The organism is Candidatus Anstonellales archaeon, from assembly GCA_038869735.1.
GTDB lineage: Archaea > Micrarchaeota > Micrarchaeia > Anstonellales > CG1-02-47-40 > JAWCQO01.
Map to the genome: position 1 here is coordinate 32,001 of JAWCQO010000001.1, position 13,530 is coordinate 45,530.

The 13,530-nt window shown below is 39.6% G+C and carries 16 protein-coding genes; 1 reads left to right on the top strand and 15 read right to left on the bottom strand.

Going from position 1 to position 13,530, the window contains the following annotated elements; genetic code table 11:
• Nucleotides 1-68: 68 nt before the first annotated feature.
• Genes QXF67_00180 through QXF67_00190 form a run of 3 tightly spaced genes read right to left on the bottom strand, consistent with a single transcriptional unit; the run spans nucleotide 69 to nucleotide 2,803 of the window.
• Nucleotides 69-1,460 (bottom strand): CoA-binding protein, encoded by a 1,392-nt coding sequence (locus QXF67_00180; protein ID MEM3059943.1) that lies wholly within the window; start codon nucleotides 1,458-1,460, stop codon nucleotides 69-71.
• 6 nt (nucleotides 1,461-1,466) lie between these two features.
• Nucleotides 1,467-2,075, bottom strand: coding sequence for an acetate--CoA ligase family protein (locus tag QXF67_00185; GenBank protein ID MEM3059944.1), 609 nt, complete (start codon nucleotides 2,073-2,075; stop codon nucleotides 1,467-1,469).
• 2 nt (nucleotides 2,076-2,077) lie between these two features.
• A complete protein-coding gene (locus QXF67_00190; protein MEM3059945.1) occupies nucleotides 2,078-2,803 on the bottom strand; it encodes a hypothetical protein in 726 nt (241 codons plus the stop codon).
• Nucleotides 2,804-2,858: 55 nt separating this feature from the next.
• Between QXF67_00190 and QXF67_00195 the strand changes: the two genes are divergently transcribed.
• Nucleotides 2,859-3,959 carry a glycosyltransferase family 4 protein gene (locus tag QXF67_00195; protein MEM3059946.1) on the top strand — a complete coding sequence of 367 codons (1,101 nt, stop codon included), beginning with the start codon at nucleotides 2,859-2,861 and terminating at the stop codon, nucleotides 3,957-3,959.
• A 276-nt stretch (nucleotides 3,960-4,235) separates the two neighbouring features.
• Here QXF67_00195 and QXF67_00200 read toward each other — a convergent pair whose 3' ends face one another.
• From QXF67_00200 to psmA, 12 genes are all read right to left on the bottom strand, one after another.
• Nucleotides 4,236-6,272 (bottom strand): DUF87 domain-containing protein, encoded by a 2,037-nt coding sequence (locus tag QXF67_00200; GenBank protein MEM3059947.1) that lies wholly within the window; start codon nucleotides 6,270-6,272, stop codon nucleotides 4,236-4,238.
• A 218-nt stretch (nucleotides 6,273-6,490) separates the two neighbouring features.
• Entirely contained in the window at nucleotides 6,491-7,753 is a 1,263-nt protein-coding gene (locus QXF67_00205; GenBank protein ID MEM3059948.1) for an adenylosuccinate synthase, read from the bottom strand.
• Between the two features lie 34 nt (nucleotides 7,754-7,787).
• Nucleotides 7,788-8,729 (bottom strand): DHH family phosphoesterase, encoded by a 942-nt coding sequence (locus QXF67_00210; GenBank protein ID MEM3059949.1) that lies wholly within the window; start codon nucleotides 8,727-8,729, stop codon nucleotides 7,788-7,790.
• A 69-nt stretch (nucleotides 8,730-8,798) separates the two neighbouring features.
• A complete protein-coding gene (locus tag QXF67_00215; protein MEM3059950.1) occupies nucleotides 8,799-9,134 on the bottom strand; it encodes a prefoldin subunit in 336 nt (111 codons plus the stop codon).
• A gap of 40 nt (nucleotides 9,135-9,174) precedes the next feature.
• The gene (locus QXF67_00220; GenBank protein MEM3059951.1) at nucleotides 9,175-9,432 is read right to left on the bottom strand and encodes a KEOPS complex subunit Pcc1; all 258 of its coding nucleotides are present in this window, start codon (nucleotides 9,430-9,432) and stop codon (nucleotides 9,175-9,177) included.
• A 20-nt stretch (nucleotides 9,433-9,452) separates the two neighbouring features.
• On the bottom strand, nucleotides 9,453-9,584 hold the full coding sequence (locus tag QXF67_00225; protein ID MEM3059952.1) for a hypothetical protein: 132 nt from the start codon (nucleotides 9,582-9,584) through the stop codon (nucleotides 9,453-9,455).
• Between the two features lie 16 nt (nucleotides 9,585-9,600).
• Complete coding sequence (locus tag QXF67_00230) at nucleotides 9,601-9,840, bottom strand: hypothetical protein (GenBank protein ID MEM3059953.1); 240 nt, start codon at nucleotides 9,838-9,840, stop codon at nucleotides 9,601-9,603.
• 4 nt (nucleotides 9,841-9,844) lie between these two features.
• Nucleotides 9,845-10,639 carry an exosome complex protein Rrp42 gene (gene rrp42 / locus QXF67_00235; protein ID MEM3059954.1) on the bottom strand — a complete coding sequence of 265 codons (795 nt, stop codon included), beginning with the start codon at nucleotides 10,637-10,639 and terminating at the stop codon, nucleotides 9,845-9,847.
• 16 nt (nucleotides 10,640-10,655) lie between these two features.
• Nucleotides 10,656-11,399: an exosome complex exonuclease Rrp41 gene (gene rrp41 / locus QXF67_00240; GenBank protein ID MEM3059955.1), complete on the bottom strand. Its 744-nt coding sequence runs from the start codon at nucleotides 11,397-11,399 to the stop codon at nucleotides 10,656-10,658.
• 1 nt (nucleotide 11,400) lies between these two features.
• Nucleotides 11,401-12,018 (bottom strand): KH domain-containing protein, encoded by a 618-nt coding sequence (locus QXF67_00245; protein ID MEM3059956.1) that lies wholly within the window; start codon nucleotides 12,016-12,018, stop codon nucleotides 11,401-11,403.
• A gap of 14 nt (nucleotides 12,019-12,032) precedes the next feature.
• Nucleotides 12,033-12,728 (bottom strand): ribosome assembly factor SBDS, encoded by a 696-nt coding sequence (locus QXF67_00250; GenBank protein MEM3059957.1) that lies wholly within the window; start codon nucleotides 12,726-12,728, stop codon nucleotides 12,033-12,035.
• An 18-nt stretch (nucleotides 12,729-12,746) separates the two neighbouring features.
• Nucleotides 12,747-13,454 carry an archaeal proteasome endopeptidase complex subunit alpha gene (gene psmA, locus QXF67_00255; protein MEM3059958.1) on the bottom strand — a complete coding sequence of 236 codons (708 nt, stop codon included), beginning with the start codon at nucleotides 13,452-13,454 and terminating at the stop codon, nucleotides 12,747-12,749.
• Nucleotides 13,455-13,530: the final 76 nt, after the last annotated feature.

Consider the following 13,530-nt stretch of genomic DNA (forward strand, 5'->3'; position numbering starts at 1 on the left):
AGAGCTAGCCTTCTAATTTTTTTAATAAAACAGATTGAAAATACAAAAAATATACATTTTACAAAAATTCAATCGCTTTTTAAGGATAAAGCGTAGTTGGTAAATTTTGACAATGATGCAATGGCTGAGGAAGGAGAAGGGTAGGTAGGTATCCCATAGCTGTCTAAAATTCTGGTATGCATCTCGGTGTATTCTCCTCCTGTTGAGACAACGACGAGTGGTTTTCTGCGCATTTGTGATTTTTTTATAAGCATTCTCACTATGTCGGAGTCTATTCCAACTGTTTGAAAAAGAACAATTATGACGATTGAGTCGACTTCTGGGTCATCTAAGAGAGCATCAATTGCTAGTTCGTATCTAGCTGTATCTGCATCACCAATTAGATCAAGTGGATTTTTAATGTTAGCATATTGTGGGAGTGAAGATCGTAGAAATTTTTTTGTTTGTGAGGAGAATTTAGCAAGAGTCAGACCATATTCCTCTATTGCGTCTGCGGCCAATACCCCATTTCCTCCGCCGTTTGTTATTATACCTACTCTCTTTCCATTTGGTTTAGGTTGGGAAAATATTTTTGCAAACCAGAAAAGTTCATCAAGAGTGCGTGCTTCTATCATATTACATTGTGAAAAGGCGGCTTTGTAGGTCTCGTATGAGCCTGCCATCGCCCCTGTATGGGACTTTGCAGCTTCGCTGCCTAATTTTCCCTTGCCTGCCTTAAGAACTATAATTGGTTTTTGTTTGGTTATTGCTCGTGAGACTTTCATGAGGCGTTGCCCATCTCGCACTCCTTCAATATACATGATTATTATCTCAGTTTTTTCATCTTGTGAGAGATATTCAAGCAGATCGCATTCATTTATCACTGTGGCATTGCCATAGGAAATAAATTTAGAAATTCCAATTTCGGCGCGTGCTGAAAGGTCGACTATGCACCCACCGACTGCTCCTGACTGTGAAATGAAGGAGATATTACCTGCTCGTGGTCTACCCATTTTATAGAGAGGAAGAAAAACGCTGTCGTTTTTTCTAAGAGGATTTAGTACACCCATGCAGTTTGGACCTATTAATGAAATATTGTGCTTGTATGCTATTTGTGCTATTTTTCTTTCGTCTTTTGTATTTCCAATCTCTGAAAAGCCGCTGCTGATGACTACTGCTCCCTTTATCTTTTTTTTAGCACATTGCAAAAGAATTTTTGGAACTGTCTTTGCGGGCGTTACAATTATTGCACAGTCAACACTATATGGTATTTTTAGAATTGAAGGGTAGGATTTCTTACCCATTATTTCCTTAACGTTTGGGTTAACCACAAATATTTGTCCACTATATCCGCCTTCAACAAAGTTTCTTAGGATAACATTTCCAATTTTTCCAGGGTCGTTGGATGCACCTATTATTGCTATTGAGGTTGGCTCAAAAATGGCCCTTAAATTTTTTATCAGAGGTTCTCTATCTTCCATTTGAACTCACCTGATTATTTTTGCATCTACTACAAAGGCGCCATCCCGGTTTGCTATTACTGGATTGAGGTCTATCTCTCGTAAATCTTTTTCTTGTAATAGGCTTGACGTTTTGAGGAGAACATCAACGATTGCCCTTCTGTTTACTGGTCTTCCAGTGCGAGCCCCGGCTAAAATTGGATAAGAACGTATTTGATGTATCATAGTTTTAGCTTCTTTCTCCGTTATTGGACAAACCCTGATGGATATGTCCCTTAGGTATTCAGTATAAATCCCACCAAGACCAAAAATAACGACGTGGCCAAACTGAGGGTCTCGTCTTCCTCCCACAATAAGCTCTATTCCTCTAATCATCTTCTGTACAAGAATCCCTTTTTTTGATTCTCTGGGGAATCTTCTTTTCATAAGTCGGTATGCGTAGATAAGCTCTCCTGGACTTTCTATGCCTATCTTAACTGCTCCGACTTCCGTCTTGTGTATTATCTTGTCGGAGATTATTTTGAGAGAAACTGGATATCCAACTCTCTGTGCATGTAAAAGTGCGGTTTTCTCGTTTTTGGACAGGAAAAAGGGTGCTGTCTTGATACCGTAGGATGAAAGAAGTTCAAAAGGCACATTTACGCACCCATATTCAAAAGAAGATAAGTAATCGCAGCAATTATTACTATTAGTATAATGAAGTATAAGAGATATTTTTCTAAATAGTATTTTGTTTTTGTCATAAGTCGAGTTAGATGCTGATCTATGGTCTTGTCTTTATTTGTATCGTCTTTTATTTGCGCTGAGATTAGTTCTTTTGCATCGTCCGAACTCCCGTCATCTGAGGTGGTCTTGGATGCTTGATATGTGTGTGTTTGGGGATAGCTATCTTTTTCTTTTTTTACTTCGCCTTTTACAGTTCCTATTCTATTGAATCCTGCTTCTGTGAGGGCCAGAGTTATTTTGGCGTTTCGAATAGTGTAGTCGATATAATTGTTGTACACAAGCTTATCGAGTCGGAATGCTACATCTGAGGGTTTAACGCTAATTTCGACAGAAATCTTGTCTGGATCGGTAGTTCCGCGCCCTATTGCGGCAAGTATCGTGTCGTCTAATGAGTCTAAGTCCTCTTGGGCCTTTTCTGTTGCACGTTTTAGAAGGTGCCTTCCGCTCTCCGTTAAACTTACCTTGCTCATTCCTCCTAGTACAGTCTCAAAGTCGATGTATCCTTTTACTTTCATACTTCCAAGTAGGTTTGCGCTTTCAAAAAATGAGGTGTTTATCTTTGAGCCGAAGCGCTCCACTACAGTATCATCATCTATCCTGCGAAGGACAGCCAGATCTAGAAATGTTAGTTCATCCACGCTGAAGAGTTACTTACTTAAATTTTAAAAAGCATTAAGCTTCCTTAGAAGAGATATGAAAATCTGTTTATACCAAGAAGGATTAGAACAAATGAGACGAATCTCTAAATCCGGTATCATCGCAGCCTTTGAGCATATAAAGGAAGCACTTAGAATGAAGAGGATAGTATATACTACAAATATAAAGAAAGGTGACTTCGACATTTTGCATCTAAATCTTGGGATAGGTCCGCTCTCAAAATATTATGCGGAAAAGTACAAGAAACAAGAAAAGCGAATTATTATACACGCGCATTCTACTGCGGAAGATTTTGAAGGTAGCTTTCGGTTCTCTAAGAGGCTAAAACCACTTGTAAAAAAGATATTACCTTTCTTCTATGGGTCTGCTGATTTGATTTTGTGCCCTTCCGAATACACGAAAAAACTTCTGAGAAGATATGGAATCAAAAATGAAATAGAAGTTATTTCTAATGGCGTGAACACAAAAAAATATAGGCAGAACGATAGAAAGAGAAAAGAGTATAGAAAACGAGAGGGGATAGCGGAGGGGACGCCGCTCGTATTCTGCGTTGGACATGTTTTTTCTAAGAAGGGTGCATTGGATTTTGCTAAAATTGCAGAAAGCATGCCTGATTTTCAGTTTAGGTGGTTTGGCACCATTTATAGTCCGTTTCTCGTAGATTATGGAAAACTGGAGCGCTATATAAAAAATCCCCCTCCAAATCTAAAGTTTACTGGATTTTATGAGGACATAATAGAGGCCTATTCAGCAGGGGACATATTTCTTTTCCCGTCTTATGATGAAAATCAAGGTATTGTAATCTTGGAAGCGGCATCGTTTGGCAAACCAATAATAGTGCGGGATATCCCTGCTTATAGAGGGTGGCTTTTTCATGGAAAAAACTGTCTCAAAGCAAAAACTAACACAGAATTTTGTAAGTATATCAAAATGGTTGCAAAAGACACATCTTTGAGACGGAGACTAGTGGAGGGAGCAAAAAAACTTGCGGAAGAAAATTCATTAGATAAGGTTGGGGAAAGATTAAAAGAAATTTATCTTAGGGTCCTTTCTAAGAAAGTGATAAAACGCAACAGAAAATCGCTTATTCCAAAAACGTTGAGATTAAGGCTTGGCCGCCCTATTTTTAGGTTGTGAGTAGGAAAGCATGAAAACTTTTATTTGAATTAGATGATTATTGAGTTCTAAAGTTGTTTTTCATTTATGAACTGAATGAGAACAGCTTGCAAAAGTTCCACATGTCCAGTTCTGTCAAAGAGTCGTTATGCTTCTTTGTCAGATGCAAAAAATCCTCTAACAGCAATGGGGGAATTTGCCTATAAACGCTGCAGTTATTGGAAAGATTGGTTGGGATTATGTTTTTAGAATACAGACACAGGGTTGGGCTAAACGAATAAAGAAAGACAAGAGACGCTATTTTTGTCTCTTTTTAAGAGTTGATTTTTTACTTCGTAGAACTTTTTCGTTTTTTGGAGAGAGTGTGGAAAAGAAGCTTGATTGCTCCAAGGTTTGGAGCTGGGATGACTTACCTCCGTCTTCTGCAATGCTTTCTGTTTTTAGAGTGTCAGTCTTGAGTTTATCTTCTTTTGGATGGATTTGGCTAACTCTCGCTGAAAATGAATTTTGAGATTGTGGCGATAAGAAAGGCAGCGAAGGAGAATTAGGAGATAAGATTTCTCCATGAGAGTACTTTTCACTCGTTGTATAAGAAGAGTCGGATGGCCTACCCAACTCAGCCTTTCCAATGTCTAATTTTTCATCGTAACCGTACTTTTTTATGTCAACAACTCTCAGCTTCATTGGAAGAAGATATTTTTTACCATCAAATAAGCGCACCATACAGTCTCGTTGATTGAGTCTTACAAAAATTTCCTTTTTGGATTCTTCTATTTCTGTTTGTGAGCGGGCTTTTTTGAAATATTCTTCTACTTTTATCTCCATTATTGAGTTTATTATAGCTGCATCTTCCTTGTTAAGTTTGAATGCTATTATGTTACGAACATTGGGTAGCACGCTGTCGTGAACATCTTTTATTAGTTGGCCAAGATATTGGACAGAGAAATACATATAAAGATTGAACTTTCGTGCTTCTGATAGGATATCACGCATTACAAGCGTCTGTACTCTGTAAAGTTCATCAACGATTAAGATAGTTTTAGTTGTTAGTTTTCCACTCATCGCCAGAATGTACATTTGGTTTATAATTGCTCCTGAGAGAAAGTTTATCATGCGTTTACCAAAGAAATTTGGATTGAAGGAGATAACTGTAATGCGGTTCTTCTCCAACAGATCAGGGAGACTCTCCTTTTTCTTTTCACCTCCAAAATAAATCTCGTATTCTCCTACGAAATTTAAGATTGGGAGGATTGCATCCTTGAAGTGATGGAGGTATATCTCGTTAAATTCCTCCTCAAAGAAACGTTTGACTTCGTTATTTTTAGATACTGAAAGAAACTCTGCACGTTTCTTAGAGTCAGTTAGAAGTAGACTTACATTTTTTAGATTCATTTTATCAATTGAAGAAAGGAGGTTGATTGCATAAAAAAGAACTCTTTCGGAATACTTATTTTCCTGTCCGATTGAAAATGATAGCAATTGTGCTATAAGCTGAGCTGTAAGGGGCGTTTTAGTGCCGACCTCAAGTGGCTCTATATAGTTGTCTATTAGATTAACTATCTTATCTTTTGGAAATAGAGGGCTAAACTCTCCATGAGGGTCTATCAAAACGATTCTTACATCGTCTTTGTATTTCTGCGATATTGCTTTGGTGAGTATAAAAAGCAGCTTACTTTTACCTGTTCCGGATGCCCCAGCTATGAGCGTATGCTGGAAGACATCAAAATTGTCCACTCCTAGCGTAAGACCCGTTTCTTCAAAAACAGGATATTGGGATGAGACAGACATCTTCTTGGGGACAGGTTCCAACACTTCTATATAGACTGAGGGGTTCTTTGCAAGATCGACTATAAGGAATTTTTCTGGAGAAGTGGATATAAATATACTTTTCTTGCTATGTTCATCTATAGCTGTTCCAGTTGCTATAAACTTTCCAAAGATTTTTAGTATTGTGAGATGGACTTCATCAATTTTTTCTTTTAGGAGAAAACTGAGGAAATCTTGGGAGCCTATCAGAACATAAATTTTTGGAACTGGAAAAAAAGAGCTCTTTTTTGAAAGTTCAATATCAAAAGGGTCAGAGAGCTTGTATGGGAAAAGCAGCATTGATATTTCATCAAGATTCTTTTTTTCATGGATGAAAAATTGTACTGTGTTTAACTTTCTTGTTATAATGAGCGTTATTATGTTCGGGGAGAGGATATCTGAAAGGTCCAAAAATCCAAAGAGGGGGAGGCGGGACTTCATTATTTGAGTAAAAAAATTCTTGACGTCATTCTCACTAATCTTCTCGGAGTATAGCAGAACTTCCCGTACTCTTTCTTTTTTGGCCATGTAATTTTATGAGCATAGAAGACTTTAAATAATTCCTTTTCAGCACACCAGCTTAAAGAGAGCCTCTGGCGAGGATTGCACTCGCGACCTCGTCCTTTCTGGACATATTGATTGGATTTATTGACTTCTTGTTGGATATATCAACGTTCTTGTGCATACCAAGGACGCGCTCTAACTACTGAGCTACAGAGGCACGTATAATTTAGTTGTTTAACATCTTATGCTTTAATAGTTTCTTCTCTTCTTGGACCTAGTGAGATAATCGAGACAGGAACTTGACAAAAGTCAGAAATAAAATTGATGTATTCCTTGCAGTTTGAGTCAAGTTGCTCAAAACTTTTTATTCCTTGGTTGAGGCCCCAACCAGAAAACTCTTTATATATAGGAACGCATTGGGATAAAATGGACGGTTGGGAAGGATAGGAAGTTAATGTTTTTCCTTTGTATTCATATGCGATACATGCTTTTATTTTGTGGATTCCTGAGAGAGTGTCGATTTTAGTAAGTGCGATTTCATCGACGCCGTTTAATCTACAGGCATATTTTACTGCAACTAAGTCAAGCCAACCTATTCTTCGTGGCCTACCAGTAGTTGTACCGTATTCACTGCCTTTATTGCGTATGTAATTTGCTTGTTTTTTTGGCAATTCCGTCGGAAGAGGACCGTTACCTACACGTGAAGTGTAAGCCTTAACTACACCTATGATTTTTCCGATCTTTTTAGGTGAGAGGCCAACTCCTGTGCAAACGCCACCTGCAATTACACTTGAAGAGGTGCAGAAGGGGTAAACTCCGTGGTCAATATCTAACAGTGCGCCCTGTGCCGCTTCAAACAAGACGCTTTTGCCATTGTCTATAGCTTCATTTACTTCTGCTGAGACGTCTGAACCATATTTTTTTAATTTTGTACCATATTCTATGTATTCTTTAGAGAAGTCTTTAAACTCGCTAGTTTCTTTGATTGGATAGAGAGATAACAATTTCTTTACTCGTTTATAAGCAAACTCCATCTTTTTCTTTATTAGGTATTTATTTATTAGATCCTCAAACCGGATGCCTACGCGTGCATACTTATCTGCGTAAGCTGGGGCGATTCCGCTTCTGGTTGACCCTGCACCTCTTTTTCCTTGTACACTATCCTCTAGTTTATCCAAAATGCGATGATATGGAGTGATTATATGTGTTTTATAGTCTATGCCTAAGTTTACCTGTATGCCTAAACTCTTCAGTGAGTCTATTTCTGAGAGGGTAACTGAAGGGTCAAGAACTACTCCCGAACCTATTAAGACTCTCTTTCCCGATATGACTCCGCAAGGAAGTAGATGAAATCTGTAAGTTTTGTTGTCTACGATAACTGTATGCCCTGCATTATTGCCCCCATTAAAGCGAACAACTAAATCTGCTGAGGCGGCGAGATAATCTGCTATTTTCCCTTTTCCTTCATCTCCCCATTGAAGACCAACAACTACGGTGGATGACAAGAAAGCACCCTACAAATTAAGGATATATGTATTTTTATTTCTGTAGTTTTTCTAATACACGCCCCTTGCAAAAAGAGAGGATCTCTTCTGCCTTTTCTGGACAATCTCCGTCATAACCTGCTGCATACGGGTGGCCTCCTCCACTTCCTCCAAATACCGCTGAAACTTGGCTCATTATTGAGGAAAGGTCAACGACACTCATCCCTGCTCTGCTTACTCTTGCAGAAATTCTCAGCTGCTTTTTTCCCTTGTGGGCTACGAATGCGAAATCAGCACCAGCATACACCAAAGTTGATGCTACATGTGCCTCAAAGGAGTTTACGATAGCAGTAACTACTAAAAAGTTGCCTTTTCTTTCAAAGTTGACTCCTTGCATTGCACGCAGCATTTCAAAACGCTGGGATATGTCTGTTGGAGTATGGATTTGTTCAAGAAGCTCGTAATAAGTAATACCTGCTTTGCAGAGGAGTCGGCTAACGGTCTGGAAGGTTTTGTTGCTTGCACTTCTAAAGTGCGCGCTGTCTGAAACTATACCTGCAAGAAGACATAGGGCTATTTTCTTGGTTATTTTGGTTTGTGGGATTAATGAGCAGAGAACTTCGCAGGTTGCGCACGAGTTAGGGTCGATTACTGAAGTTGTAGAAGGGATAAGATCCTGATGAGGCGGGTGATGATCAATAATCAAATCAACCTTATCAGCCTTTAGATTGGGTACCAGAATACGAGAATTACAGTCAAGTAATACTATTGATGAGAAGTTCGAGAGATTTGCTTCTGAGATACGCTCTATTTTGATGCCCAGACTTTCTGCAAGTTTGCGTGATTCAGCATTTATGGAATCCTGCATGAAGATTGTGGATTTTGGTAAAAAAAAGTAAAGGGCAGAGGCCGAAGCAACTGCATCTAGATCCCCTTGCGAATGAAAAGTGAGTAAGACATTTGAGCTATAAAGTCTTTTGAGTGGGTTCACATGCATCTTAATTTTTCTCACCCTAATTGGTCTTTTAGAGATTTTTGATTTCTTACTTTTTTGTTACTCTTTCTGTTAATAAGCTTCTTTTTTTGATTCTGCTCGTTCTACGGTTTCCTTTATCTCATTCATTCTTTTGGTTATTCTTTCTTCTTGCTTTTCTATCATTTTCGCTCTGAGTTTAATGGCTTCAACTTGAGCATCAAGTGCTGCAGCGGTATCTTTAGGGTTAGATTCTATGAGAACACCGCCTACCGCCCGAAATATTTGGCCTTTTGCTGACTTCAATTCTTCCTTTGCGACTTTTATTTCTTCTTCTTGAAGAAGTAGCTGTTGCTTTTGCCCAATCACGGCTAACAGTTGGCGTTGAAGGTTCTGAAATTCGTTTATTGCATCAGCAATATTTACCACACAAATCACCCGCCATCAATAAAACCTATTCATATTCTAACTATTCTCTCACCTTTGTTTCATCTATCTCATCTACATCTTTTATTACTTGTGCAAGCCTTAAGATTGAATTGAGATGAGCTCGAAGTGCTACTAAGTCTTTGGAGCTAATGGTTATTATTAAAGTTTTGCCAGATAGAGACATTGAGAGTGAGCTTCTATTTTTATTTTCTTCTTCACAAGAAAGTGAAGAGTAAGCGTTTTTGGCTGTCTTATTGTCCGGAAATGAAAGCTCAAGAGTGCATTTATGTTGATGCATTACAATTCATCACTCCTCTGTCAGTCCGTGGTGATTGTCTTTGCAACTGGTTTTCTTTTTTTGTAAAGAATTCGTGAGCCGCATTTTGTGCAACGCACAGATTTTCCAGACAGCGCCTTTATCTCTTCTTTACATTTTCTGCACACATACATCAGAATACCACCTTTCTCAAGAATGTGACATTTCTTCTAAAAGCTTTTTTATGTGAGAGCCGGCTTCGCTTGAGAGGGAATAAGCTGCACCTGCAATCATTGTAGCACATGCGCGACATTTCCATATAGAGAAAGAAACTCGCTTGACTCTTTTCTTACCGCACTTAGGGCATATGTACTTAAAGCGTTTTGAAATATTCGCCTTTGCAGCTAACTCTCGAAGAGATGCTCCTCCTCTAACGGCTTGCTTGACCATTTGCTCACCCTTTGTTCAGTATATTTCTTAACTCGTCTCCCTTTTTAAAGGCAAGATCTATGAGCATAAGAACCTCATCTTTTGAAAACGACCCCCATCCCCCTTTCTGCATCGAACAAACAAAACCAGGGATAGTTGAGATTGTAAGTCTACATTCCATCCCACGCTCTTCGTCAAGAGAGGGGTCAAGTAAAATGTGCTTGCCGAATTTTGCAAATGTACAGCTTACAACTTTTTCTTTGATCTCGAGATTGCTACTGTATTCTCCAACTATTATCTCTCCGTTTTCGATCTTTGGTAATCTAGTTGAAGAAAGTGCAGCCATTCCTGCAAGCAAAGCAGCATCGAAAAGATTGCCGTCGTGATCAAGAACATAAAGGTCAAGATATAAAGCAAGGACCTTTCCTTCTTCTATAAAAAATGACTTAAGGTCGAAGGTTTCTGAACTTCTGATTCCTCTATCAACGACGCGAGCTAATTCGATAGCCTCTGGAGAGGGAGGGCCCGGTTCAAACATAAAAGAGCCGATAGGGGTAAATTCGGCTGAAGTCGAAAAGATTCCTTCATTCGGCTTATCGGCAAATGGAGGAGCTATCCCGAATTTGATGCCTGCCAAAACTTGAGTCTTTCCTATTGAAGCAAGAGCTGATCCCTCGGCGTTTTCAAAAATATTTTTTTGAAGAGTTATTGGACGATATTCGTCCTCTTTTCTTCCATCAGGGCGCTCATTCTTTTCAAGAAGTCGCTTTATGTGGTCCTTTTTTATTTCTGCAAGAATATCTTCATTTGTCATTTCCATAAGATTTCACCTTAATCTAAAGAGAAAGGTCAAGAGCGTTTCCTTCTTGGGGTCGATCTTCATACACTTTTCGAAGGGCCTCAGCCTGCAACTCCGACACTTTAAAGCAAGCTTTTTGAGCCATTGAAAGCCCTTTTTTTATTTCCTCTTTTGTTAGCCGCCCGTCCATCTGCAAGAGAAGGATTTCGCCGTTTCGACGAGAGAATGCAACTGGCATATCAGATTCGCCAAAGTTGTCCTCATCCTTTGAGAGGTCCAACACGATTTCTCCCCCAACTTTCCCTACTGCTACTGCCGAAACTAGGTCTTTTATGGGGATGCCAGCATCAGCAAGAGCAACGGATGCGGCAGTTATTGCAGCGCACCTCGTGCCGCCGTCTGATTGTAATACCTCAATATAGATATCTATCTGGGTTCGAGGGTACGCTTCAGCTATTATTACGTTCTCAAAAACTTCCTTTATAACTTTTGACAGCTCTATGCTCCTACGAGAAGGCCCGCTTTTACCATGCTCTTCAAGAGAACAAAAGGGTGCCATATTATAGCGGCATCGTATTATAGCTGTGTAAGGCGAAGCTTCGTGCTTTGGGATGCATTCGCGGGGACCGTATACGCCAGCCAAAATCTTATTTTTTCCCCAGTGAACATAAGCAGAGCCGTTTGCTCCATTTAGCACTCGGGCTTTGATTTTGAGAGGCCGAAGATCTTCTGCCCCTCGTCCATCTAGTCTTTTTCCGTCATTGATGAGTTGTTTTTCCATCTTAATCACCGTTATTTGAAAGAAATGTATCTATTCGGTCAGTGAGGCCGCTTATGTGAGCTTCTCTTTCTATTTTTGCCAGAGTTTTAATTGCAAGAACTGTTTTTCCTGGGCCTATCCAGACGTTGCCGTTTCTGCCAACAACAAGCTCGCAACCTGTCTTTGAGCGTATCAACTGAAGCATAGAGTTCTTTTTTCCTATCAGCCGCGGAATTTTTACAGGCGGGAATTTGACCACTGTGCCTCCGCGAAGAAGGCGCGGTTCTTCTAGAGAGATGTTTTTGACCTCGTCGACAAACCGAATCGTTGCGGAGAGATAATCCCCAAGCTCGAATTTGTCACGACAATCGCGAACAGAAAGAAAGCCGGGGTAGGGGGTATTTAGCCAGATGTCGTAACCTGCAAACCTCACACCTACGATGATTCCAACTACAAAGTCCCCCTCAACTGGATTGTATGGACCTTGAAGAGGGATTAGTTTTCCATCAGGACCCTTAAGAGCAAGAACGGAGGAGAATGTTTTGCCTCCTTCTATGTAGGCGTAGTTAATGTGAAGAGGTGAGTTTGATACTAACTCGCCGGGGACTACTATTTCAGCCATTAAGTTTGCTTTTGGCATTATTTCTCAACTCCCTATTTATCAAGAAGTTTTGTTTGTGCGGCACCTGCTGTTTGCTTATTGAGTCGTTCGTAGAATTCGCCCTGCATACCTGCGGGAATTTCAACGACTACTATTAGTTCTCCTAATTTTGTCCATTCCTCCTTTTTAATACCATAATCTTTGAGAGTTCCATAAACCTTATGTGCGTAATCAGCAGGCACTTTTACTGCTATACTTACGCGCTCAAATTTGAGAGGTATTATGGGAGTAAGCTTTTTTATCACTTCCTCAAGCTGTGCTTCTGGTGGTTTGAATGGGTCTATTCTAATTCCAGCTTCTTCCATAGCCTGCTCGATCCTTGAATATGTGTGAGGAGCCTTGGTGCGTGGGTCTATTGCTTCACGTAGTATTATCGCAATTATTCCTCTTCTTTTTTCTTCCATGAGCTTTTTCTTCTGTTCAGTTGTAAGTTGTATCTCTCCTTTTTGTAGTATTATCTGGGCTATTTGGTATACGTCCGTTGTGTTAAAGGCTTTTAGTAACTCTGAGTCTCTGTGTCTCTCTCCTTTACGAAAATCTGCGAATACCTCCTCTGCAACAAGTACGTTTTGTAGGTCTTTTTTCTTTCCAATTTTGTAGTCGTATCCGTTCTGTTTATCCACTAGAATCTCGAAGCGTTTTCCCCTTATTTCAATGTGGGCAATAATTGAGTTTTCTAGACTTGACATAATTATAAATTATATAAATTATTTGAGATATTTTTCCAATTCTTTTTCAGATAAGATTGAGAATTCTCTCTTCTTTACTGTTGCAAATGCTACTTCTACTCGAGAAGGAGATAACTCTTCTGTCGTCTTTTTTAGGGCTGAGATTGCAAGAGATATCCCTTCTTCGATGTTTATGCTTTCTTTATACTCCTTCTCGAAGAAATCTTCTGCTTCTTTTTTTCCTGCTCCGATTGCATCTGCTAGAAAGCCGGTAAGTGCACCGGAAGGTTCAGCTTCATATAGAACAGGACGCTCGTCTTGAATTCCTGCTATCAAGAGAGCGACACCAAATGGACGAATTCCACCGTATTGAGTATAAACCTGCATAAGATCGCAAATGTTTCTTGTTATCATTTCAACGGAAGCCGGCTCGGAATATGCAAGCCTGTGACGTTGTGCATCTAATCTTGCTATATCCACTAGCCTTCGTGCATCGGCTATTAGTCCAGATGCTGTTGTTGCTATATGGGAATCTATTTCAAATATCTTTCTCATAGATGCTGGAACGAGCAATCGGCTAGGCGCCATCTTTGAAGCGGCAAGAACTACACCATCCTTTGCAACCAAACCAACAGCTGTAGCTCCCCGTTTTACTGCTTCTTTTGCGTATTCAACCTGAAAGAGCCTACCGTCGGGAGAAAATACGGTTATGGCGCGGTCGTATGCTTGGGGTGAAACTGGATACATAAGAAACACCTCTTAAAATAGATAATGCACGTAATGGTTAGTATTTAAGATTTAAAAGGATACCTAATGAGTTGTA

Bases quoted from the DNA above. Each gene is read 5' to 3' on its own strand.
- rrp42 (MEM3059954.1), bottom strand. From the start codon at position 10,639: ATGGAAATGACAAATGAAGATATTCTTGCAGAAATAAAAAAGGACCAC.
- QXF67_00210 (MEM3059949.1), bottom strand. From the start codon at position 8,729: ATGCATGTGAACCCACTCAAAAGACTTTATAGCTCAAATGTCTTACTC.
- QXF67_00180 (MEM3059943.1), bottom strand. From the start codon at position 1,460: ATGGAAGATAGAGAACCTCTGATAAAAAATTTAAGGGCCATTTTTGAG.
- QXF67_00225 (MEM3059952.1), bottom strand. From the start codon at position 9,584: ATGTATGTGTGCAGAAAATGTAAAGAAGAGATAAAGGCGCTGTCTGGA.
- rrp41 (MEM3059955.1), bottom strand. From the start codon at position 11,399: ATGGAAAAACAACTCATCAATGACGGAAAAAGACTAGATGGACGAGGG.
- QXF67_00245 (MEM3059956.1), bottom strand. From the start codon at position 12,018: ATGCCAAAAGCAAACTTAATGGCTGAAATAGTAGTCCCCGGCGAGTTA.
- QXF67_00195 (MEM3059946.1), top strand. From the start codon at position 2,859: ATGAAAATCTGTTTATACCAAGAAGGATTAGAACAAATGAGACGAATC.
- psmA (MEM3059958.1), bottom strand. From the start codon at position 13,454: ATGTATCCAGTTTCACCCCAAGCATACGACCGCGCCATAACCGTATTT.
- QXF67_00230 (MEM3059953.1), bottom strand. From the start codon at position 9,840: ATGGTCAAGCAAGCCGTTAGAGGAGGAGCATCTCTTCGAGAGTTAGCT.
- QXF67_00250 (MEM3059957.1), bottom strand. From the start codon at position 12,728: ATGTCAAGTCTAGAAAACTCAATTATTGCCCACATTGAAATAAGGGGA.
- QXF67_00220 (MEM3059951.1), bottom strand. From the start codon at position 9,432: ATGCATCAACATAAATGCACTCTTGAGCTTTCATTTCCGGACAATAAG.
- QXF67_00200 (MEM3059947.1), bottom strand. From the start codon at position 6,272: ATGGCCAAAAAAGAAAGAGTACGGGAAGTTCTGCTATACTCCGAGAAG.